The 20735-nt window shown below is 66.7% G+C and carries 21 protein-coding genes; 8 read left to right on the forward strand and 13 right to left on the reverse strand.

The features are described 5' to 3' along the window. Positions 1-49 precede the first annotated feature (49 nt). Complete coding sequence (locus LDO14_RS17195; protein WP_018769696.1) at positions 50-805, reverse strand: IclR family transcriptional regulator; 756 nt, start codon at positions 803-805, stop codon at positions 50-52. Between the two features lie 221 nt (positions 806-1026). Here LDO14_RS17195 and LDO14_RS17200 point away from each other — a divergent pair, with 221 nt between their 5' ends. The 4 genes from LDO14_RS17200 to LDO14_RS17215 are packed head-to-tail and all read left to right on the forward strand — an operon-like array spanning position 1027 to position 6219. Next, positions 1027-2475 carry an NAD-dependent malic enzyme gene (locus LDO14_RS17200; protein ID WP_223992661.1) on the forward strand — a complete coding sequence of 483 codons (1449 nt, stop codon included), beginning with the start codon at positions 1027-1029 and terminating at the stop codon, positions 2473-2475. Positions 2476-2509: 34 nt separating this feature from the next. After that, a complete protein-coding gene (gene aceB, locus LDO14_RS17205) occupies positions 2510-4108 on the forward strand; it encodes a malate synthase A (RefSeq protein ID WP_223992663.1) in 1599 nt (532 codons plus the stop codon). 3 nt (positions 4109-4111) lie between these two features. Further along, the gene (locus tag LDO14_RS17210; protein WP_223992664.1) at positions 4112-5389 is read left to right on the forward strand and encodes an aldolase; all 1278 of its coding nucleotides are present in this window, start codon (positions 4112-4114) and stop codon (positions 5387-5389) included. Between the two features lie 17 nt (positions 5390-5406). Then, positions 5407-6219 carry a bifunctional allantoicase/(S)-ureidoglycine aminohydrolase gene (locus tag LDO14_RS17215; RefSeq protein ID WP_018770567.1) on the forward strand — a complete coding sequence of 271 codons (813 nt, stop codon included), beginning with the start codon at positions 5407-5409 and terminating at the stop codon, positions 6217-6219. Positions 6220-6304: 85 nt separating this feature from the next. On the opposite strand, the gene LDO14_RS17220 is transcribed toward LDO14_RS17215, so the two are convergent. Continuing rightward, positions 6305-7486 (reverse strand): zinc-dependent alcohol dehydrogenase, encoded by a 1182-nt coding sequence (locus LDO14_RS17220; protein WP_223992665.1) that lies wholly within the window; start codon positions 7484-7486, stop codon positions 6305-6307. A 192-nt stretch (positions 7487-7678) separates the two neighbouring features. Here LDO14_RS17220 and LDO14_RS17225 point away from each other — a divergent pair, with 192 nt between their 5' ends. Next, entirely contained in the window at positions 7679-7927 is a 249-nt protein-coding gene (locus tag LDO14_RS17225; RefSeq protein ID WP_223992666.1) for a hypothetical protein, read from the forward strand. A gap of 37 nt (positions 7928-7964) precedes the next feature. Here LDO14_RS17225 and LDO14_RS17230 read toward each other — a convergent pair whose 3' ends face one another. The 3 genes from LDO14_RS17230 to LDO14_RS17240 all read right to left on the reverse strand — a co-directional run bounded on the left by LDO14_RS17230 (position 7965) and on the right by LDO14_RS17240 (position 10891). Continuing rightward, positions 7965-8678, reverse strand: coding sequence for an HAD family hydrolase (locus LDO14_RS17230; RefSeq protein WP_223992667.1), 714 nt, complete (start codon positions 8676-8678; stop codon positions 7965-7967). Beyond that, positions 8678-8968, reverse strand: coding sequence for a hypothetical protein (locus LDO14_RS17235; RefSeq protein ID WP_018770571.1), 291 nt, complete (start codon positions 8966-8968; stop codon positions 8678-8680). The genes LDO14_RS17230 and LDO14_RS17235 overlap by 1 nt, the downstream gene beginning before the upstream one ends. A 114-nt stretch (positions 8969-9082) precedes the next feature. Next, the gene (locus LDO14_RS17240; protein WP_018770572.1) at positions 9083-10891 is read right to left on the reverse strand and encodes a glycoside hydrolase family 15 protein; all 1809 of its coding nucleotides are present in this window, start codon (positions 10889-10891) and stop codon (positions 9083-9085) included. Between the two features lie 61 nt (positions 10892-10952). Here LDO14_RS17240 and LDO14_RS17245 point away from each other — a divergent pair, with 61 nt between their 5' ends. Together LDO14_RS17245 and LDO14_RS17250 are read left to right on the forward strand one after the other, a co-directional pair. After that, complete coding sequence (locus tag LDO14_RS17245; protein ID WP_223992668.1) at positions 10953-11684, forward strand: DUF72 domain-containing protein; 732 nt, start codon at positions 10953-10955, stop codon at positions 11682-11684. Positions 11685-11716: 32 nt separating this feature from the next. Beyond that, the gene (locus tag LDO14_RS17250) at positions 11717-12829 is read left to right on the forward strand and encodes a phosphatase domain-containing protein (protein ID WP_223992669.1); all 1113 of its coding nucleotides are present in this window, start codon (positions 11717-11719) and stop codon (positions 12827-12829) included. A 21-nt stretch (positions 12830-12850) separates the two neighbouring features. Here the strand turns inward: LDO14_RS17250 and LDO14_RS17255 are convergent, their stop codons facing one another. From LDO14_RS17255 to LDO14_RS17270, 4 genes are all read right to left on the reverse strand, one after another. Then, positions 12851-14398, reverse strand: coding sequence for a family 1 glycosylhydrolase (locus LDO14_RS17255; RefSeq protein WP_056391432.1), 1548 nt, complete (start codon positions 14396-14398; stop codon positions 12851-12853). 97 nt (positions 14399-14495) lie between these two features. Next, positions 14496-14873 carry a hypothetical protein gene (locus LDO14_RS17260; RefSeq protein ID WP_018770576.1) on the reverse strand — a complete coding sequence of 126 codons (378 nt, stop codon included), beginning with the start codon at positions 14871-14873 and terminating at the stop codon, positions 14496-14498. A gap of 41 nt (positions 14874-14914) precedes the next feature. Then, entirely contained in the window at positions 14915-15292 is a 378-nt protein-coding gene (locus tag LDO14_RS17265; RefSeq protein ID WP_018770577.1) for a J domain-containing protein, read from the reverse strand. A gap of 64 nt (positions 15293-15356) precedes the next feature. Continuing rightward, the gene (locus LDO14_RS17270) at positions 15357-15782 is read right to left on the reverse strand and encodes an HSP20 family small heat-shock protein (RefSeq protein ID WP_223995298.1); all 426 of its coding nucleotides are present in this window, start codon (positions 15780-15782) and stop codon (positions 15357-15359) included. A 144-nt stretch (positions 15783-15926) separates the two neighbouring features. Here LDO14_RS17270 and LDO14_RS17275 point away from each other — a divergent pair, with 144 nt between their 5' ends. After that, positions 15927-16244, forward strand: a complete 318-nt coding sequence (locus tag LDO14_RS17275; RefSeq protein ID WP_056391447.1) for a MerR family transcriptional regulator — start codon at positions 15927-15929, stop codon at positions 16242-16244. Positions 16245-16306: 62 nt separating this feature from the next. Here the strand turns inward: LDO14_RS17275 and LDO14_RS17280 are convergent, their stop codons facing one another. The 4 genes from LDO14_RS17280 to LDO14_RS17295 form a co-directional block, all read right to left on the reverse strand. Beyond that, entirely contained in the window at positions 16307-17104 is a 798-nt protein-coding gene (locus LDO14_RS17280) for a phosphatase PAP2 family protein (protein WP_018770580.1), read from the reverse strand. A gap of 96 nt (positions 17105-17200) precedes the next feature. Then, complete coding sequence (locus tag LDO14_RS17285) at positions 17201-19048, reverse strand: S8 family serine peptidase (protein ID WP_223992670.1); 1848 nt, start codon at positions 19046-19048, stop codon at positions 17201-17203. 95 nt (positions 19049-19143) lie between these two features. Beyond that, positions 19144-20022 carry an NAD(P)-dependent oxidoreductase gene (locus LDO14_RS17290; RefSeq protein ID WP_018770582.1) on the reverse strand — a complete coding sequence of 293 codons (879 nt, stop codon included), beginning with the start codon at positions 20020-20022 and terminating at the stop codon, positions 19144-19146. Positions 20023-20068: 46 nt separating this feature from the next. Next, positions 20069-20662, reverse strand: coding sequence for an adenylate kinase (locus LDO14_RS17295; RefSeq protein WP_056391456.1), 594 nt, complete (start codon positions 20660-20662; stop codon positions 20069-20071). Between the last annotated feature and the right edge of the window lie 73 nt (positions 20663-20735).

Genomic DNA, 20735 nt, shown 5'->3' on the forward strand with positions numbered 1-20735 from the left:
AGGGGCCGCCGTCGCGCGTGGTTGGCACCGCCCGCGCAGGGCAGGTGCGTCAGGTGCGGTTGAGCTCGCGGGAGATGGCCTCGGCCGCTTCGCGGAGGACCGGCACGGCCTTGTCGGCGAAGTCCTCGTCCACCCGGGATACGGGACCGGATACGGAAATCGCCGTGGGGGTGGGCGCGTTGGGCACTGCCATGGCGAAGCAGCGGACACCCAGTTCCTGCTCTTCCTCGTCAATGGAGTATCCCCGCTCGCGGATGAGCTTAAGGTCCGCCAGGAGTTCGTCCACGTCTCCGATGCTCTTGGCGGTAGGGGTGGGCATCCCGGCCCTGGCCACGATGCCGCGGACCGTGTCGTCGTCGAGTTGGGCCAGGATGGCCTTGCCCACGCCGGTGGCATGGGTATGGGCGCGCCGGCCCACTTCGGTGAACATGCGCATGGAATGCAGCGACGGCACCTGGGCCACGTAGATCACCATGTCCGAGTCCAGCACAGCCATGTTGGAGGTCTCCCCCAGCCGGTCCACCAGGATCTTCAGCTGCGGCTGGGCCAGGGCACCCAGCTGTTTGTTGGCACCCTCCCCCAGCCTGATGAGCCGGGGACCAAGGGCGTAGCGCCGGTTGGGCAGCTGCCGGATGTAGCCCAGCGACACCAGGGTCCTCAGCAGGCGGTGGATGGTGGGCAGCGGCAGGTCCGTGGAGGACGACAGCTCGCTGAGCGTGACGTCGCCGCCGGCATCGGTGATGAGTTCCAGCAGTTCGAAGACGCGCTCCACCGACTGCACCCCACCAGAGGCTTTTTCTGCCATTCCGTTGTCTCCTACGGCTCGGAATCCGACAACTCTTATCCGCATCGTGAAAAGAATTGCTTAGAACACCCAAGATACAGCACGCGGGTTTCCACGGCGACGTTGGCCTCCGGTCGCAATCGGAGGGATTGTGTTTCCATAAAGTAGATAATAATATCCATAATACGAAAACATTCGGATCCGAGCAGCAGCCGGCCCAAGGCCCAACAGGAGGACATTCAATGGCGAACCCCAGCCCCGGAAATTCGATCACCCTGCGCGTGGAAGCACCGTCAAGCTTCAGCGCCACCAGCGAACTCGCCGCAGCCGTGGGAGCCGCAGGCGCAGCAATCACCGCCCTGGACGTCAGCGAATCCCACCACGAGACCCTGGTGGTGGACGTCACCTGCAACACCACCGACGACGCCCACGCCGCCCGCATCAAGGACGCCCTGGACGCGCTCGACGGCGTCACGGTCCAGCACGTCTCGGACCGCACGTTCCTGATGCACCTGGGCGGCAAGCTCGAGGTCGTCCCGAAGGTAGCCCTGCGCAACCGGGACGACCTCTCCCGCGCCTACACGCCCGGCGTCGCCCGCGTTTGCCTGGCGATTGCCGAGGATCCCGCGGCAGCCCGCAACCTGACGGTCAAGCGCAACACCATCGCCGTCCTCACCGACGGTTCGGCCGTCCTGGGCCTGGGCAACATCGGCCCCGCCGCAGCCCTCCCCGTAATGGAGGGCAAGGCTGCCCTGTTCAAGCAGTTCGCCAACGTGGACGCGTGGCCGGTCTGCCTGGACACCCAGGACACCGAAGAAATCATCATGATCGCCAAGGCCATGGCCCCCGTCTACGGCGGCATCAACCTTGAGGACATCGCCGCCCCGCGCTGCTTCGAGATCGAGAACCGGCTCCGCGAGGAGCTGGACATCCCCGTGTTCCACGATGACCAGCACGGCACCGCCATCGTCACGCTCGCAGCCCTGGTCAACGCCCTGCGCGTAGTGGACAAGAAGCTGGAGGACGTCAAGATCGTGGTCTCCGGCGTCGGCGCCGCCGGCTCCGCCATCATCCAGCTCCTCAAAGCCCAGGGTGCGCGGCACATCATCGCCGCCGGCCGCTCCGGTGCCATCCACTCCGGCGAGACCTACGGGGATGAGCACCGCAGGTGGATCGCCGCGAACACCAACGGGGAAGGCTTTGCCGGTAGCCTGCACGAGGCCCTCGTGGGCGCGGACGTCTTCATCGGCGTCAGTGCACCGCACGTGATCGGCGAGGAGCAGGTGGCAGCCATGGCGGAGAACGCCATCGTGTTCGCCATGGCCAACCCCACGCCCGAGATCGATCCCGTCATCGCGTCCCGGCACGCCGCCGTGGTGGCCACCGGCCGCAGCGACTTCCCCAACCAGATCAACAACGTGCTGGCATTCCCCGGCTTCTTCCGCGGCCTGCTGGACGCCGGAGCCTCGGACATCACACCGGACATGCTGGTGGCCGCCGCGGAGGCCATTGCCAACCGCGTGGCTGACGATGAGCTGAATGCCAGCTACATTATCCCCAGCGTCTTCGATCCCCATGTGGCTGCCGACGTTGCCGCAGCGGTGGCCGCGGCCGCCCGGTCCGCACACGTTGCAACGGCTGAACCGGCCGATTCCGCCTTGGAACCAGCAGCAGCACTGGCTTCCGCCTGACCGCCCGACGTCCAGCCAAAGGAAAGGACCAGAAATGGCCATCACCGTCACAGACCCCCGGCCCATCGCACGCGCAGAGGAGATCCTCACGCCCAAGGCACTGGCCTTCGTGGAGGAACTTCACAACCGGTTCGCCGGCACGCGCAACGAGCTGCTGGCGGCCCGCGCCGTCAAGCGGCAGCGGGTGGCAGAAACCGGCAAGCTGGATTTCCTGCCGGAAACCAAGGACGTGCGCGACGGCGACTGGAAGGTTGCGCCCGCACCGGCAGCCCTGCAGGACCGCCGGGTTGAGATGACCGGGCCCGCCTCGCCGGCGAAGATGGCCATCAACGCCCTGAACTCCGGCGCCAAGGTGTGGCTGGCGGACCTCGAGGACGCCAGCACACCCACCTGGGCCAACGTCATCGACGCCATCCTGAACCTCCGGGACGCCGCCCAGGGCACCCTCAGCTACACCTCGGAGGAAGGCAAGGAGTACCGCCTCCGCACCGACGCGCCGCTCGCCGTGGTGGTGGCCCGCCCCCGCGGCTGGCACATGCAGGAGAAGCACCTGCTGGTCAACGGCGAGCCGGCCGTAGGTGCGCTGGTGGACTTCGGCCTGCACTTCTTCCACATCGCCAAGCAGCTGGTGCTCAACGGCCAGGGGCCGTACTACTACCTGCCCAAGATGGAGAGCCACCTTGAAGCCCGGCTGTGGAACGACGTGTTCGTCTTCGCGCAGGACTTCCTGGGACTGCACCAGGGCACCATCCGCGCCACCGTGCTGATCGAGACCATCCCGGCCGCCTTCGAGATGGACGAGATCCTGTACGAACTGCGGGACCACGCTTCCGGCCTGAACGCCGGCCGCTGGGACTACCTGTTCAGCATCATCAAGTATTTCCGGGACGCCGGCGAGGAATTCGTCCTCCCGGACCGCGCCTCCGTGGTGATGACCGCGCCGTTCATGCGTGCCTACACCGAACTCCTGGTCAAGACCTGCCACAAGCGCGGCGCCTTCGCCATGGGCGGCATGGCCGCGGTGATCCCCAACCGGCGCCACCCGGAAGTCACCGAGGCTGCCTTCGAAAAGGTGCGGGCGGACAAGACCCGCGAGGCAAACGACGGCTTCGACGGCTCCTGGGTTGCCCACCCGGACCTGGTCCCCACCTGCCGCGAAGTCTTCGACTCGGTGCTGGGCGACAAGCCCAACCAGGTGGACAAGCAGCGCATGGACGTCTCGGTCACGGCGGAACAGCTGCTGGATGTTTCCTCCGCCGACGGCCAGGTCACAGAGGCCGGCCTGCGCCTGAACCTCTACGTGGCTGTCGCCTACACGGCCGTCTGGCTGTCCGGAAACGGTGCCGTGGCCATCCACAACCTGATGGAGGACGCCGCCACCGCGGAAATCTCCCGCTCACAGGTATGGCAGCAGATCCGCAACAAGTCCGTCCTGGCCGACACCGGCAACACCGTGACCAGGGAACTGGTGGAGCGGATCCTGGCCGAGGAGACGGAACGGCTCCGCACGGAGTTCGGCGACGAAGCGTTCCGCCGCTACTACCAGCCAGCCAGCGAACTGATCGCGGACATCTGCCTCTCCGACGACTACACGGACTTCCTCACCACGCCGGCCTACGAACTGGTGGGCTGAGGCATGGCCGCAGCATCCAGGCCCTCGCTGTCCGCAGGGGACCTCGCGCACATCGACGGGCAGCTGGCCGCCACCGACCGGCTGCTGGAGCGCAACTACCCGGGCGACGACGGCTCCCGCCAGCCCGTGCATACGGTCTACGTGCCCGCGGACCGGTTCACGCCGTCGTTCGCTGCCGACTGGGGCGCCCAGGCGCTGGCTGTGCCCAACGCCCACGGCGGCCTGGAAGCACTGGGCCGGCTCCTGGGCCAGGAAGGCAGCCTCGCCGAAGCAGTCGCCGGGCGCGTGGAAGCGAAGCTCACCAGCGAACCTATCGAGGACCTGCGCCTCGATTTTGAGGACGGCTTCGGGGACCGGGGCGACGACGCCGAGGACGCCGCCGCGGTTGCCGCGGCGTCCGCGGTGGCCGCCGCCGTCTCGGCCGGGTCCGCTCCCCCGTTCATCGGCATCCGCTTCAAGTGCTTCGAGGCGGCCACCCGTGCGCGGGGGCTGCGCACCCTGGACTTGTTTGTCTCCGGCCTCGCCGCCGCCGGCGAACTGCCGGAGGGCCTGGTCCTGACCCTGCCCAAGGTCACCACCGTGGCCCAGGCCCAGGCAATGGACTACGCGGTGTCGCGGCTGGAGGAAGTCCACTCGCTGCCCGCCGGACGGCTCCGTTTCGAGGTCCAGGTGGAGACGCCACAGCTGATCCTCGGCCCCGACGGCACCTCCCCGGTGGCGCAGCTGCCGCATGCCGTGCCGGGCCGGATCAGCGGGCTGCACTACGGCACCTACGACTACTCGGCGTCGCTGCAGATCTCTGCCGAGTACCAGTCCATGGAGCACCCGGTGGCCGACTTCGCCAAGGAGGTCATGCAGCTGGCCGTCGCCGGCACCGGCATCAGGCTCTCCGACGGGTCCACCAACATCATCCCGGTGGGCGACAACGTGGAGAACGCCTGGCAGCTGCACGGGCGCCTGGTCCGCCGGTCGCTGGAACGCGGCTACTACCAGGGCTGGGACCTGCATCCGGCCCAGCTTCCCAGCCGGTTTGCCGCCACCTATGCGTTCTACCGCGAGGGCCTGCCGGCCGCCGCCGCCCGCCTGCGGAACTATGTGGAGCGGACCGAAGGCGGCGTCATGGACGAGCCCGCCACCGCACGGGCCCTGGCCGCCTTCGTGCTCCGCGGCGTCCAGTGCGGCGCAGTCGGTGCGGATGAAGTCCAGGCGCTTGCCGGCGTCGGGATTCCGCAGCTCACCGCGCTGGCGCACCCGCGGCTCGCCACCACGTCAAACTCCTAAGAAAAGGACCTTCGTTCATGGGCAAGTACTACTACCCGCAAGGCGGCCTGCCGCCGCAGACCCACCTCACCACCGAGCGCGCCATCGTCACCGAGGCTTACACGGTCATCCCCAAGGGCGTGCTGACGGACATCGTCACGTCCAACCTGCCCGGCTTCTCGAAGACCCGCTCCTGGATCATTGCCCGCCCCATCTCCGGTTTCGCCACCACGTTCTCGCAGCTGATCGTGGAAATCGCTCCCGGCGGCGGGGCGCCGAAGGCGGAGTTCGAGGAAGGCGTTGAGGGCGTCGTCTTCGTCACCAAGGGCACGGTCAACCTGACCCTCGACGGCGAGCTGCACCAGCTGGAGGAGGGCGGCTACGCCTACCTGGCGGCCGGCGCGCAGTGGGGGCTGGAGAACATCTCCGACGACATCGTGTCCTTCCACTGGATCCGCAAGGCCTACGAGCGCCTGGAAGGCTATGAGGCCAAGTCCTTCGTCACCAACGAAAAGGACGTGGCGCCCACGTCCATGCCGGACACCAACGACGTCTGGAAGACCACCCGCTTCACGGACTCCAGCGACCTCGCCCATGACATGCAGGTCAACATCGTGACCTTCCAGCCGGGCGGCGTGATCCCGTTCCCGGAAACCCATGTCATGGAGCACGGCCTGTACGTCCTGGAGGGCAAGGCCATGTACCTGCTGAACAACGACTGGGTGGAGGTGGAGGCCGGCGACTTCATGTGGCTGCGTGCCTTCTGCCCGCAGGCCTGCTACGCCGGCGGCCCGGGTGAGTTCCGCTACCTGCTCTACAAGGACATGAACCGCCAGGTGAAGCTCACCTAGGAGTTTTCCGGCCTGTCCGGACAGGAGCAGGGGCGGTTACGGATTTCCGTAACCGCCCCTGCTTGTGTGTACAGACACCCGGGCATCAGGCGCCGGGGTTGAGGACCACCTTGATGCAGCCGTCTTCCTTCTTCTGGAACTTTTCGTACAGGGCGGACGCACCCTCCAGGCTGGAGCGGTGGGTGACCAGGTCCATGACGCCCAGCGGATCGGCGTCGTCCTCCACCAGCGGGATGAGCTGGTCCGTCCAGTTGCGGACATTGCACTGGCCCATGCGCAGCTGGAGCTGCTTGTCGAACATGGTCATCAGTGGCATGGGGCTGGCTTCGCCGCCGTAGACGCCGCTCAGCGACAGGGTGCCGCCGCGGCGGACCGCGTCGATTGCGGTATGCAGCACGGCCAGCTTGTCCACGCCGGCAGTCTCCATCGCTTTCTGTGCGAGCTTGTCCGGCAGGAGGCCAAGGGCCTGGTGGGCGAAGCCGGCCACCGGGGAACCGTGCGCCTCCATACCGACGGCGTCCACGATGCCGTTCGGGCCCCTGCCGTCTGTTATCTCCCGCAGTTCGTCGGCGACGCCTTTGCTGTAGTCAAGGGTTTCCACGCCGTGGCGGGCGGCCATTTCACGCCGCTCCGGGACCGGGTCCACACCAATGACCCGGTAACCGCGGTGGATCCCGATCCGGGTGGCGAACTGGCCCACGGGCCCCAGCCCGAAAACCGTCAAGGTGCCACCGGGCTGGACATTGGCGTACTCCACGCCCTGCCACGCCGTGGGCAGGATATCGGAAAGGAACAGGTAGCGTTCATCCGAAAGCTCGCTGCCCACCTTGATGGGGCCATAATCCGCGTGCGGGACGCGAAGGAATTCCGCCTGCCCGCCGGGTACGGATCCATACAGCTCGGAGAAACCGAACAGTGCCGCGCCGGAACCCTTCTCCTGAACCTGTGTGGTTTCGCACTGCGACTGCAGGCCCTGGCTGCACATGAAGCAGGAACCGCAGGAGATGTTGAAGGGAATCACCACGCGGTCGCCCTTGCGGAGGTTGGTGACGCCGCTTCCCACTTCTTCCACGATGCCCATCGGCTCGTGGCCGATGACGTCGCCCTTGTGCATGTATGGCCCCAGGACTTCGTAGAGGTGCAGGTCCGAGCCGCAGATGGCTGTGGAGGTGATCCGGACGATCGCATCCGTCGGTTCCTGGATGACGGGATCGGGTACTTCTTCAACGCTTACCGACCGTTTTCCTTGCCACGTCAGTGCTTTCACAGTCTCCCTTTCACTCTGTCCTGCCTCCGGGCTCTCTCCGGGGGCGTGCGAAGGGCGCCTGCAGGCACCCTTTCTTCGACGCTATCTGTTTTAGGGAAAAAAAGTAAGCATGCTGATGAAAACCTTGTGACCGCCGTCGACTGCTCCTAGCGTAGGAAGGGCAGGCAAAAGACAACGGGAAAGAGGAACGCCATGTCGCTGTACCAGCCGGAACCAGTCGAGATCTCCACCCGCATGCGTCCGGGCGAATGGACGGAAGAAACCCTGGCTGAGCTGGTCAGCACCTACCGCGCGCGGATCGCGGAAATGGGCGCGCCCGCAGCAGAGGTGGCCACTGACATCGAGCGGAATGACGACGGCTCGGTGAAGGTGGTGGTGTCGTGGACGAAGCCCGCCATCGCCGGCAACGAGGATTCGGTGCCCGGCGGCCAGCCGTTATGACCGCCGCCAGGCGTGGGTGCCGTCAAGCGGGGTGCTGTCAGGCGTTCGGCTGGAGCGCGAGCAGCCGGCCAATGGCACTTGAGCCCAGGTTTTCCAGCAGGTCGCGCGGTCCCTGGTAGACCTCCACCGCGCCGGCGTCACGCAGCTGGCCGGCCTGGATTCCACCGCAGGTCACGCCGATGGAAGGGATCCCCAGCGCCGCCGCCGCCTTCATGTCCCATACCGCGTCCCCGACGTAGACAACGTTTGCGGCATCGAGGCCGGTGGCCGCCAGGGCCGCCTCCAGGATGTCCGGCGCAGGCTTGCTTTCCTCCGCATCATTCGCGCTGGTGGCGGCATCAATGAAGGGGTCGGCGTCGAGGACGGACCGCATCACCTCGAGGTCGCGGTCCCTCGCCGAGGATGCCAGGGCCACAGCCAGCCCGCCCGCATGGCACCGGCCTAACAGTTCCTTGGCCCCGTCGAGGGCGCGGAGGGAGGGCCAGTGCGAGGCATACAGCGCGCCGTGGCTGGCCATGATGTCCTCATCCTCGCCGCGGTCGCGGCCGGACGGCAGGAGATTGTCCACCAGCCGGGCGCCGCCCATGCCAACGAGTTGGTGAATGGCCGCCATGGGCACGTCGTGGCCGTACTGGCGGAACGCCCCCCACCAGGCGACGGTGTGGATGTAGGACGAGTCGATCAGCGTCCCGTCAACGTCAAAGAGGACCCCCCGGCGCGGGCCGCCGGGGGGTGGAGTGGAACCCGGCATCAGCTCACCGCTGCCCGTCGTGCCTCCGGCGCTTTCTTCCGCCGGGCCGCCTCCTCCTTGGGGGAGTTGACGGGCCGCACGCGGTCGCGGATGACCGATCCGGCCCCGTCCAGGCTCTTGTCCCGGATCAGGCCGGTGCCGGCAATTTCCCGGGCCATCGCGACGCCCGCCACAGCAGCCCTCTTGGTGGGAAAGGTTACCGAGATGGCCATCAGGTTCCCGCTTCCGTCCATCATCCTGATCCGGTACCCGCCGTCGGGGGCATCAACGAGCTCAAAATATCCGGCCATAACTATCACTCCTCCATCAATCACGGCGCTGTGCTTGGGAGCACTCCATGAGGTATTAGTAAGTATACTTATCTATCCTGCGAAGGAGAAGTTCCAGCCCCGGTCCGCGCCGCCTCAGCGCGAATCCACCCCTTCAGGCGGAATGGGGCTGTCACTGCGCCGAACCGTATCCTGATGCAGCTCCAGGGCGCTAGTCACAAGGGCAAAATGGCTGAACGCCTGCGGCGTGTTGCCCAGCTGACGCTTGGCTTTCACCGCCCATTCCTCGCTTAGCAGCCCGACGTCGTTGCGCAGTTCCAGCAGCCGCTCAAAGAGTTCGCGGGATTCCTCATGGCGGCCCGCCCCCAAAAGCGCCTCCACCAGCCAGAACGAGCACGCCAGGAAGACGCCCTCGTCGCCCGGCAGGCCGTCGTCGCTCTGCTCCGGCCGGTACCGCAGCACAAACCCGTCCTGGGTCAGCTCCCGCTGGATTGCTTCGATGGTTCCCACCACCTTGGGATCATCGGGCGGCAGGAACCCCACCCTGGGAATCAACAGCAGGCTGGCGTCCAGCTCCGGACGGCCGTAGGACTGGACAAACGTATTGCGCTCCGCGTCGAAGCCGTTGGCCATGATGTCCTTGCGGATCTGGTCCCGCAGCAGCTCCCAGCGCTCCACGGGGCCCGGCAGGCCGGACTCGCGCACACCCTTCACCATCCGGTCCGCAGCCACCCACGCCATGACCTTGGAGTGGGTGAAATGCCGGCGCGGCCCACGCATCTCCCAGAGCCCGTTGTCCGGCTGGTCCCAGATGGTTTCAAGGTGCTCCATCAGCGCAATCTGCACGTCCCAGGCCTCGTCCGTATGCGTCAGCAGCGAGTTCCGGGTCAGCGCCAGGCAGTCAAGGACCTCACCCCATACATCCAGCTGAAACTGCTCAGCCGCCGCATTCCCGATCCGCACCGGTACCGAGTTCTCGTAACCCTTCAGCCACGGCAACTCCATTTCCGGCAGCCGCCGCTCGCCATGGATCCCGTACATGATCTGCAGGTCGGCGGGGTCGCCGGCCACGGCCCGGAGCAGCCAGTCCCGCCAGGCCGCGGCCTCCGCGGTGTAGCCGGCCGCCAGCAGCGCCTGCAGCGTCATGGCGGCGTCCCGCAGCCAGCAGTAGCGGTAGTCCCAGTTACGCTGGCCGCCCGGCTGCTCCGGCAGCGACGTTGTGACGGCCGCGACGATCCCGCCGGTAGGGCCATACGTCAGCGCCTTGAGCGTTATCAGGGAACGGACCACGGCCTCCCGGTACTTGCCCTTGACGGTGCATTGCGAGGACCAGCCCCGCCAGAATGCAAAGGTGCTGTCAAGGACTACTTCCGCGTCCACGGATACCGGGCGTCCCACATGGCTGGGCGCCCAGGTCAGCACGAAAGGTACCTTTTCGCCTGCATTCACGGTGAAGTCGCTGACAGTGTGCATGTTCTCGCCATGCAGGGGTGCCGGAGTGACCAGGTAGACGGCATCCGGACCGGCGATCGCGTGCAGCCCGCGCTTGTCCTTGCGCACCCACGGAATGATGTGCCCGTAGTCGAACCTCAGGACCAGTTCGCCGTGCATCCTGACGCTGCCGCTGATGCCTTCCACAATCCGGACGATGTCAGCGACGGAATCACGCGGCGGCATGAAATCGGTGATGCGCACGGTTCCGTCCGGCGTCTCCCACTCCGTATCCAGGATGAGGGTGCCCTCGCGGTAGCTCCGGCGGGTGCATTCACCCCCTCTTTCCGGAGCCAGCAGCCAGCGCCCCGAGTCCGGCGTGTCCAACAGTGAATTGAAGCAGGCAGGGGAATCGAACCTCGGGAGGCAGAGCCAGTCGATCGAGCCTTCCCTGCTGACCAGGGCTCCGGTTTGAAGGTCGCCAACAACCGCATAATCTTCGATTCGCGCCATGACATTACCCTGCCACACCCGGGCCCGAACGGAAGGGGAAGCCCGGTGTAGCCTGAGGCAAATGGGAATCCACATCGGCACCTCCGGCTGGAGCTACGACCACTGGGAGAACGTCCTGTACCCGCCCGGGCTGCCCGTGCGGGACCGGCTCCAGTGCTACGTCGCCGAATTCAGCACGGTGGAACTGAACGCCAGCTTCTACCGCTGGCCCAGGGATACCACCTTCGCCGGATGGAACAGGCGCCTGCCGCCCGGGTTCGCCATGTCCGTCAAAGCTCCCAGGGGACTCACGCACGCGCGGAAACTGTATTCACCGGAAGTCTGGGTGGAGCGGATTGCCCGCTGCTGGCACGAACTGGGGGACAAACGTGCCGTGCTCCTGGTCCAGCTGCCGCCCCAATTGGAGCGCGACGACGCCAGGATGGACTACTTCCTCGCTGCGGTTCCGCCGTGGATCAGGGTTGCCGTGGAGTTCAGGCACCCCAGCTGGGACTGCCCTGAGGTGTTTGCCCTGCTGGAGCGGCACCAGGCCGCCTACTGCATCATGAGCGGCGCCAACCTGCCCTGCATCCTGCGGACCACCGCCCCCTTCGCATATGTCCGGCTGCACGGACCCGACCACCAGCACCTCTACGGCGGCTCCTACTCGGACGCCGACCTCCACTGGTGGGCCGACCGGATCCGTGAGTGGGACGGCGCGGGCATCGATGTCTACGCGTACTTCAACAACGACGGCGGCGGGAACGCCGTGTGGAACGCCCGGACCCTCCGCGCGATCCTCGGCAACGGCTGATGCCCGCTGCCGCCCTGTGGCAGAGTGGTGGCATGGACTCGGCCCCGCAGAACCCCGACCAGGACACGGCACGCCCACCCCGGCGGAACACGAAGGGCCGCACCGCCCTGTCCGGAAGCCAGTTCTTCCGGCTGGCACACCGGTTGTCGGACGCGGTCAACGACGTCCGGATCCAGCTCGCCAAGCGGTGGAAGTTCGTGCCGCAGACCATCGCGTACCAGGGTTATGGCTCCACCACCCGGGTGCGCGTCCTGGGCAGGGTACTGCTGACACAGAAGCCGCCGCCCGGAAGCAAGGCCGAGCACGCGGCCAGGAACGGCAACCAGAACATCCGCGGCTGGCGGGCGTTCACGGGGGTGCCGTTGCAGTTTTCCGACGTCGAAATCACCATCGGTGATGTGGTCTCCCACGTCACGGCGGACCGGGGCGGGCTGATCGATACCGAGGTGGACGTGCAGCTGTCCCCCGGCTGGCACACTGCCGTGCTGCGGGCCGAGGGAACCGAGCCGGCGGAGGCACTGATCCAGGTGATCGCTCCGGGCGTGCAGTTCGGCATCGTCTCGGACATCGACGACACCGTCATGGTGACCGCCCTGCCCCGGCCCTTCCTGGCCCTGTGGAACACCTTCGTGCTCAGCGAACGGGCGCGCATGGCCACTCCGGGGATGGCCGTGCTGCTGGACCGGCTGACCATCGAGCACCCTGAAGCCCCGGTCATTTACCTGTCCACCGGCCCCTGGAACGCGGCCCCCACCCTGGCACGGTTCCTGACCCGCAACATGTACCCCAAGGGCGCGCTGCTGCTCACGGACTGGGGACTCACCCAGGACCGCTGGTTCCGCAGCGGCCAGGACCACAAGCACCGCAACCTGGAGCGGCTGGCCCAGGAATTCCCGGACATGCGGTGGCTCCTGATCGGCGACAACGGACAGCATGACGAGGCCATCTACTCCGCCTTTGCCGCCGAAAATCCGGACAAGGTTGCAGCAATCGCCATCCGGCAGCTGTCCGTCAGCGAATCCGTGTTCGCCGGCGGCCACTCCGAGGACGGCGACCACACCACCTCCCGCGTGCCGTGGATCTACTCGCCCGACGGCGCCGGCATCGCCAAGCAGCTGGCCATGCTGGACCTGCTCCGGGGCTGAACGGCTCCCGGCTGCGCAGCCTTACTGCGCGTTGGCACCCAGGGGTGCGCCGTCGTCGGGCAATTCACTGTCCAACAGCTCCGGAACCGCTGCCTGCGCGATGGCCGCCCCGGCCGCGGCAGCCAGGTCGCGTTCCTCGATGAGCTCCTGGAACCAGAAGTAGGACGCCTTGGGTGTGCGGTCGAGCGTTTCGAAGTCCACGTGCAGGAGGCCGAACGGCTGGTTGTAGCCGGCGGACCACTCGAAGTTGTCCAGGAAGGACCACACGTAGTAGCCGCGCAGGTCCACGGATTCGGCCACCCCACCGGGCGCCGTGGCCCGGAGCGCGGTTTCAAGGTGGTCTGAAATGTACTTCAGCCGCCGCTCGTCCGGGATGAACCTGGTGTTGGTGGACTTGTCCCGGACAATGATGTCCTCGAAGCTGGCTCCGCCCTCGGTGATGATCACGGGCGGCAGGTTGGGGTACCGCTCGGCCATCTCCTTCAGGGCCACGGCCATGTACTCCGGCTTGACCGGCCAGCCGTATGCGGTGACGTCCGCTTCCGGCCACGTCTCCACGTGGAAGGGCGTAGCGCCGTTTCCGGCCGCGCTGAGGTCGCTGCCCATGGCCTCGGCCATGCTGGCCGGCACGGCGCCGTTGCCCGGCCCAACGGCCACCTTGGTGGGCATGTAGTAGTTGAGCCCGTAGAAATCGAGGGGCTGGGAAATGATCTCCATGTCCTCTTCGGGATGTTCGAAGGAGCTGAAGAACTTGGCCGCGCGGATGAGGTCCGGGTACTTGCCCGTCAGGACAGGGTCCGCGTAGAGCCGGTTCTGCCCCAGGTCCATAAGTCCCGCGCTGATCTTGTCCAGCGGGTTGATGGAGTTGGGCACCATGGGTGAGTAGACGTTGGTCATGCCGATTTCGCCGGGCACCCGCGCCGCGCGAAGGGCCTGGACGGCGAGCCCGTGGCCCAGCAGCTGGTGGTGGACCGTGGGGAAGGCACCCAGGGCCAGCTCCTTGCCTGGGGAGTGCAGCCCCAGGGAGTAGCCGTTGGCGCTCACCGTTGCCGGCTCGTTGATGGTGACCCACCGGGCCACCCTGTCACCGAAGGCATCGGCCACGAGCGCCGCGTACTCCCCCAGCCGGTAGGCGGTGTCCCGGTTCATCCAGCCGCCGGCCTCATCCAGTTCCAGGGGCGTATCCCAGTGGTAGATGGTGGCCATGGGCGAAATTCCGTTGGCCAGGAGCTCGTCCAGGAGCCGGTCATAGAACGCCATGCCTGCGCGGTTGGCCGGGCCGGTGCCGCCCGGCTGGATGCGCGGCCAGGAGAAAGAGAACCGGTAGGAGTCAACGCCGAGCTGCTTCAGGAGGGCCACGTCCTGCGGCATCCGGTGGTAGTGGTCCGTGGCCACCACCGGGCTGTGGTCCTCAACGATGGCACCGGGCCGGGCAGCGAACCTGTCCCAGCCCGCCGGTCCCCGCCCATCCTCGTCCAGCGCCCCTTCGATCTGGAATGCTGCGGTTGCGACGCCAAGCGTGAACCCCGGGGGGATGAGCGCTGCGAGGTCCTTGGCGGTGATGTGCATTGGGGTCCAGCCTTTGGTCACGGTAGTTAGGGTACGTCCCAGAATGTCACAGCGGAGGTCGGCTGACGAGCAGTAACTCCGCTCCCTGCGCCGGCAACTACTGGGTGCCGAACAGGAACTCCTTGGCGTGCGCCACTGCCTTGCGGAAGGCATCATTCCGGAGCGTCACCAGGTGTTCCGTGTCGTCGTCGGACGGCTCCAGGTAGCCGGTGTACCCGGGCCGCAGGACCCAGATGTCCCCGCCCGGCGGGAGGTAGAACACGCCGAAGGAACGCTGCTGCCTCTCATCGGCGGTCCATACCGGAACCACCGCCAGCGCAGCACCCGTAGTGGGGTTGATCCACTGTGCCCGCGGCAGAGGCTGTTCGTGCGCCTCCGGGTCCAGGAAGGGCGCGGTTCCCTCGCCCCACCGCTGCTCAAAGCGTTCGAAGAATGCAGGAATGAGGTGTGAATCGTAGCGCCGCCAGTCGCCCATGCAGTTTTCCGCCTCCTTGGATCAATGGCCCAGGGCCTGGATCAGGACCAGGGCCCGCTTTCCCACCGCACCGGGGTGACGCGGATGGGAGGTCCGGACTGCCCGCCACGGCTGCGGACTTTCCGGACCGGAATGATGGTGGGCGCAGCTGCCGCCAGCTTCCTGTCGTAGTCGGCGCGGCGCCCGGGGTCACGCAGCACGTTAAACGCCTGCATGATCCGGAGAAGTTCCTCCCCCTGTGCAGTGTTGCCCTTCTCCGCCGTCGTATCCCCCATGGTCTCCATGCCTTCGTAAGCCCGCCCGCCGTCCATATCCGGATGGTGGGTGCGCATGAGGGCGCGGTAGGCATGCGAGATTTCCTGGCGGCCGGCGTCCCGGCCTACGCCCAGGATGGCGTAGTAGTCGGGGAGATCAGTCATCCTGCCTCCTGTTTCGCCGGCGCCCCGCCCGGAGGGTCAGGGGCGCCGGCACGAAAGCATGGTCCTAGCTGCCGATCTGGTGCTTCTCGCCCTGCTGGGTCTGGATCTCGATCTTGCGCGGCTTGGCCTGCTCGGCAACCGGAATCCGCAGGGTCAGGACACCCTGGTCATAGCTGGCCTTGATGTGCTCGGTGTCCAGGGTGTCACCCAGGATCAACTGGCGGCTGAACACGCCCCGGGGACGCTCAGAGGCCACGAGCTCCACGTTGGGCTGCGTGGGGTCCTCGCGCTCCGCCCGGACGGTCAGGACGTTCCGCTCAACGTTCAAGTCCAGGGAATCCACGTTCACACCGGGAAGGTCGAACGCCACCACGAATTCCCCGTCTTCCTGCCACGCGTCCATGGGCATGGCTGCCGGGCGGGCGGAGGTTCCAAAGACCTGCTGCGTGAGCCGGTCCAGCTCACGGAACGGGTCCGTACGCATCAACATCATTTCCCACTCCTTTAGCTTCCAGGTGCTGGATCTGCAGCTACCCACCACCTCCTTTAATCTATGGTGGTGGATATAGATTTTTTATAGCACTTGTGCAAAACTGAAGCAAGGTACCAGCGGAAGCGATTTTTGGGAGAAAGAATGGCGGATCCTGAAGCAGGTCGGGCTGGCCGCTCCCCCGGTTCACGGGCCCTGTACGCCATCTCGGTGGCGGCGGAGCTCACGGGAACCGGACAGCAGAACATCAGGCTGTACGAAACCAAGGGACTGTTGACGCCCTCGCGGACGGCGGGCGGCACGCGGCAGTACAGCGACGACGATATTGCCGTACTGCTGCGGATCGGCGAACTCCTGCAGGAGGGGTTGAACCTGGCGGGCGTTGCGAAGGTACTGGAGCTGGAGGCAGCCAACGTGAAGCTGCACCGGGCACTCAAGCGGGCAAAATCGCGGCCGCAATAACAGGGGGCCAGGAAGCGGCCCAGGAAGCGGGATCCGGTTCCCGGACTGCTCCCGGTAAGTTCCTACTCTCCGGTGGATTCGGCCCTTGACAGCTCTCCGGTGATCGGTTCCCCCGGAATCCTGGCCGTCCGCCACGTGTCAAGCGCGATGACCCCGGAGAGGATGAGCAGCGAGAGCGCGAACGACGCCAACGCATCCGTGGGCCAGTGGTAGCCAAGGTACAACCGGCTGGCGATAGCGAGGATGATGCCGATCCCGGCCCCGATGAAGCCGAACACCGCGGCACGCGGGTTCCGGCGCCGGGAGAAAATCAGGTAGGCGCCCACCAGCAGGAAGTCGCAGGCCCCCAGGACGTGCCCGGACGGGAACGAGAAGGTCTGGTCCGCGCCGAACAGCATCTGGTCCACGGGGGGCCGGGAGCGCTGGACGATGTGGAGGATGATCTGCGAGATGATCACTCCGGTCAGCATCGCGGAGGCGAGCAGGATGGGGCGCCAGGCGTGCTTGGCTGCGAATCCCCAGACAAGGATCACCACCAGCACGATGATGGGCAGCGCGATGGGGCCGAAAATCACCGCCAGGAAGATCATGATGGCAGTGACGGCCGCTGAACGGGTGGTCAGCAGCCAGTCATGCACGGGAGTGTCGGCAACGGAAAGGCCGTCGGCCTGCACCACGCTGACCAGGGTGGCAATGAAGAGTGCCAGCCCCACGACGGCCAGGATGATCGACGCGCGGTACAGGCCCCGCCGGTCGGCAGGGTCCACGTAGCGTTCCTCCACCACGAACTTCTCGTGGAAGGCGTGCCACCTTCCCGCTTTCCGTTCAGAGACTGCGGAACCTGCTGATTTCTGTGCCAATGTGCTGCCCGTCCCTACGCCGCGGAAGATGCGTGCCGTGATGAATGCCTAGGGTGAAGATTATCCCGGCCACGGCCCATTCACTCCATCAGGCGGCTAGAAAGAGCCGGTGGTGAACTGCCAGCTCCGGCTGGCGAGGGGGTTGCCGGCCAGGTCCCGGATGCCGCTGGTCCCGCCCATGAGGGTCACGGTGTACCGCGTCTTGGCGGCGAGGGTCTCCTGGGGGTCAAGGATCCACTGGTTGGTGGTGCCGTTGCGGTAGGCCGTTGCTGCCACCACGGCGCCGGTGGCCGGGTTCTTCAGGGTGAACGTGGTGGTGTTAACGCCCTGGACCGCCTCGCTGAAGGTGGCGCTGATGCTGCTGCTCCTGCGGACCAGGAGGGCGTTGCTGCCCGGCGAGTAGCTGGTGACGGTGGGCGCGGGGCCAGTTGTGAACGTCCAGCTGGTGGACGCCAGCGGGGTGCCTGCGGCATCGCGGATGGCCGAGGCTCCTCCTGTCAGGATTGCGGTGTAGCTGGCATCGGGGGCAAGGCTTGCTGCCGGGTCAAGGGTGGCGGCCAGGGTGGTGGCGTTGTACGTGACGGTGGCCGCGATGCTGTTGCCGGCTGCATTCCTGAGCACGAACGTCCCGGCGCTCACGCCCTGAACAGCGGTGCTGAAGGTGGCCGTGACGTTCGTTCCAGCCGCCACGGCGGTGGCCTTGGCGGCCGGTGAAACAGACGTGACAGCGGGTGCAGGGGCAGGCGCAGGTGCAGGTGCCGTTGCGCCGGTGTACAGCAGGCGGTTCGGGGTTCCCGCGGAGGCGCCGGCGATGACGCCGGACGTGGCATTGGCTACCAGTGCCGCTGCTACGTCGGCCGGTGCCAGGGCAGGGTTCTGCGACAGCAGGACGGCGGCTGCTCCGGCGGTGTGCGGCGCGGCCATGGAGGTTCCGGACATGGATGCGGTGGCGGTGGTGGAGGTGTAGTAGTCGGAGGTGATGCCGACGCCGGGCGCATACAGGTCCACGCAGGACCCGAAGTTGGAGAACGAGGCCTGCTTGTCGGCGGAGTCGCTGGCTGCCACCGTGACAGCCCCGGGGACGCGGGCGGGCGAAGCGGTGCAGGCATCCACGGCGGAGTTTCCTGCGGCAACCACTGTGGTGACGCCGTCGTCAAGAACTGCCTGGATGGCGGCGTCCACGGTGCTGCTGGCCGCTCCGCCCAGGCTGAGGTTTGCCACGGCGGGGGTTCCGGCCGCATGGTTGGCGGCGATCCAGTCCAGGCCGGCCACCACGTCCGAGTTGTAGCCGGACCCGCTGCAGTCGAGCACCCTCACGGGCACCAGCGTGGCGCTCTTGGCGACGCCATACGTGGCTCCGGCCACGGTTCCGGCCACGTGGGTGCCGTGGCCGTTGCAGTCGGTGGTGCCGTTGCCGTCCGCCACCGCTGTCCAGCCTGCCGCAACCCGGCCACCGAAGTCGGTGTGCGATGCCAGGATGCCGGTGTCCACCACGTAGGCGGTCACCCCGGCGCCCGCCGCGGTCCACGAGTACGAACCGGAGAGCGGAAGGGTCCGCTGGTCTGCGCGGTCCAGGCCCCAGGGGGCGGGCTGCTCGGTCCCGGAAACCTTGACGGGGGCGTCGGGCTCCACGGACAGCACCTTCCCGGACCTGGCAAGGGCTGCCGCCTGCGCGGGGTTGGCCGTGACGACGGCGCCGCGGACTGCATGCTCGAAGGTACGGCCGACGGCGAGGCCCTGGCCGCGCAGCCCGGACACCTCGGCTGCGAGGTCGGCAGTGGCGGCGTACTGCACGATGTAACGGCCGGTTGCGGCGGCGGGGGCAGGAGCAGCAGCCGCCGGCAGGGACACGGTGGAAAGGCCGACGGCGGAGAGCAGCGCCGTGAGGGCCGGCAGCACGAAGAATCGGGTACGAATTTTGGGGTCCTTGTGGTGGCGGGGCAAGGGGGGATACCAAAAGGATAGGAGCCGGAAGCACACGGCTTCCGGCTCCTTGGATGATCCTTCGCGAACCCTCGGCGATTCCTGCGGACCGGTGGTTATCGCTGGCTTTCCACCGTGTTGGAGCCGGCCGCCACGTGGTTACGCCAACTGTGCTCGGGTTCGAAACCCAGCAGGCGCCGCGCCTTGTCTATGGACAGCATCGTTTCGTGCTCTCCCAGGTCCTTGGTGACCTTGACGCCGGGAAAGACCTCTTCCGCCAGGCTGGCGCTTGACCGGCTCATCACCGTGTCAGCGTTGGCGATGATGAAGGCTTCGAACCCTGGTTTGGCGTTCTCCAGCGCACGTACCACGGCCTGCGCGCCGTCCCTGCCGTCGATATAGCCCCACAGGTTCCACTTCCGCAGCGTCGCGTCGGCGTCGAAGGAGGGGAATTTGGCGTAGTCGGCCTCGTCCATGACGTTGGAGAACCGCAGGCCGGTGATGCTCAGTTCGGGGTCCCACCGCGTCATCTCCACAGCCATCTGCTCCTCCAGCGTCTTCACCAGCGAGTAGGTGCTTTCCGGCCGCGGCGGGTACTCCTCATCCACCGGGATGTAGGGCGGGTCGATGTCGAACGGCAGCCCCAGGACCGTCTCGCTGGAAGCGTACACCACCTTCTTGATGCCGGCGCGCCGCGCCGCCTGGAAGACGTTGTAGGTGGACAGCATGTTGTTTTCGAAGGTGGCTGCGTCCGGAAGGATGCCCGGGGCGGGAATGGCACCCAGGTGCACCACGGCGTCGAACCCGTCATGCCGGTCATCAACGCCCAGCAGCGCGTCCACCACCTGGCCGTAGTTGCGCAGGTCAACCACCAGCAGTTCCGGGCTGCGGGCACCCGCACGGTCCAGGGTGAGGACCTGGTGGCCGTCGCCTGTCAGCCGGCGCACCACGTGCCGCCCCAGTTTTCCGCTTCCGCCTGTAACGGCAATTCTCATCACTGTTTCCTTTTGCTCGAGTGCGTTCACCGTGCGGTGTTTTCGGTCAGGACGGGGGTTGCGGGGCTGCAAGGAACTTTTCGACGGCGGCGATTGCCAGTGCAGTTATCCCGCCCGGGTCCCCGCTGCCGTTGACGGACACAAGAATGCCCCGGCCCGCGTACACCGAGACTACTTCATGCGTCTGGCGGTGGTAGAGGTCCAGCCGGCGCCTGAAGACGTCGATGGTGTCATCCGTGCGCCCCTGCTCCAGGGCGCGGCGGTGCATCCGCTGCTCCAGTTCCTCGTCGGGCGCCTGCAGTTCGATCACGGCGTCCAGCGCATGCCCCTGTGCCTCAAGCATGCGGTCGAGCTCCAGTACCTGTTGAGCTGTCCGCGGATAGCCGTCCAGCAGGAACCCGTGCATCGCGTCGCTTTCGAGGAGACGGTTCTTGACCAGCGCGTTGGTGAGGTGGTCCGGTACGAAATGGCCGTCATCCAGGTACCGGGCGGCCTGGTTCCCCAGGTCGGTCTGTTGGCTGACGTTGCTCCGGAAAATATCCCCGGTGGAAACGGCAGGGACCCGGAAGTGCCGCGCGAGGTGTTCGGCCTGGGTTCCCTTGCCGGACCCTGGTGGTCCAATGATGAGCAGCCTGGTCATGTTCCTGTCCCTCCGCCGCTGAGCAGCCCTTGGTCCCGCGGCCAGCCCGCAGCAGCACCGGCGCCTGCTTCAT

Origin of the sequence: Arthrobacter sp. NicSoilB11, from assembly GCF_019977375.1 — a bacterium.
Classification (GTDB): Bacteria; Actinomycetota; Actinomycetes; order Actinomycetales; family Micrococcaceae; genus Arthrobacter.

What these genes read in the sequence shown, in the direction of transcription:
- LDO14_RS17250 (WP_223992669.1), top strand. Translation starts at nt 11,717, where the DNA reads ATGGACTCGGCCCCGCAGAACCCCGACCAGGACACGGCACGCCCACCC.
- LDO14_RS17235 (WP_018770571.1), bottom strand. Translation starts at nt 8,968, where the DNA reads ATGGCCGGATATTTTGAGCTCGTTGATGCCCCCGACGGCGGGTACCGG.
- LDO14_RS17215 (WP_018770567.1), top strand. Translation starts at nt 5,407, where the DNA reads ATGGGCAAGTACTACTACCCGCAAGGCGGCCTGCCGCCGCAGACCCAC.
- LDO14_RS17255 (WP_056391432.1), bottom strand. Translation starts at nt 14,398, where the DNA reads ATGCACATCACCGCCAAGGACCTCGCAGCGCTCATCCCCCCGGGGTTC.
- LDO14_RS17225 (WP_223992666.1), top strand. Translation starts at nt 7,679, where the DNA reads ATGTCGCTGTACCAGCCGGAACCAGTCGAGATCTCCACCCGCATGCGT.
- LDO14_RS17210 (WP_223992664.1), top strand. Translation starts at nt 4,112, where the DNA reads ATGGCCGCAGCATCCAGGCCCTCGCTGTCCGCAGGGGACCTCGCGCAC.
- LDO14_RS17245 (WP_223992668.1), top strand. Translation starts at nt 10,953, where the DNA reads ATGGGAATCCACATCGGCACCTCCGGCTGGAGCTACGACCACTGGGAG.
- LDO14_RS17275 (WP_056391447.1), top strand. Translation starts at nt 15,927, where the DNA reads ATGGCGGATCCTGAAGCAGGTCGGGCTGGCCGCTCCCCCGGTTCACGG.
- LDO14_RS17230 (WP_223992667.1), bottom strand. Translation starts at nt 8,678, where the DNA reads ATGCCGGGTTCCACTCCACCCCCCGGCGGCCCGCGCCGGGGGGTCCTC.
- LDO14_RS17200 (WP_223992661.1), top strand. Translation starts at nt 1,027, where the DNA reads ATGGCGAACCCCAGCCCCGGAAATTCGATCACCCTGCGCGTGGAAGCA.
- LDO14_RS17295 (WP_056391456.1), bottom strand. Translation starts at nt 20,662, where the DNA reads ATGACCAGGCTGCTCATCATTGGACCACCAGGGTCCGGCAAGGGAACC.
- aceB (WP_223992663.1), top strand. Translation starts at nt 2,510, where the DNA reads ATGGCCATCACCGTCACAGACCCCCGGCCCATCGCACGCGCAGAGGAG.
- LDO14_RS17195 (WP_018769696.1), bottom strand. Translation starts at nt 805, where the DNA reads ATGGCAGAAAAAGCCTCTGGTGGGGTGCAGTCGGTGGAGCGCGTCTTC.
- LDO14_RS17290 (WP_018770582.1), bottom strand. Translation starts at nt 20,022, where the DNA reads ATGAGAATTGCCGTTACAGGCGGAAGCGGAAAACTGGGGCGGCACGTG.
- LDO14_RS17260 (WP_018770576.1), bottom strand. Translation starts at nt 14,873, where the DNA reads ATGGGCGACTGGCGGCGCTACGATTCACACCTCATTCCTGCATTCTTC.
- LDO14_RS17240 (WP_018770572.1), bottom strand. Translation starts at nt 10,891, where the DNA reads ATGGCGCGAATCGAAGATTATGCGGTTGTTGGCGACCTTCAAACCGGA.
- LDO14_RS17270 (WP_223995298.1), bottom strand. Translation starts at nt 15,782, where the DNA reads ATGTTGATGCGTACGGACCCGTTCCGTGAGCTGGACCGGCTCACGCAG.
- LDO14_RS17265 (WP_018770577.1), bottom strand. Translation starts at nt 15,292, where the DNA reads ATGACTGATCTCCCCGACTACTACGCCATCCTGGGCGTAGGCCGGGAC.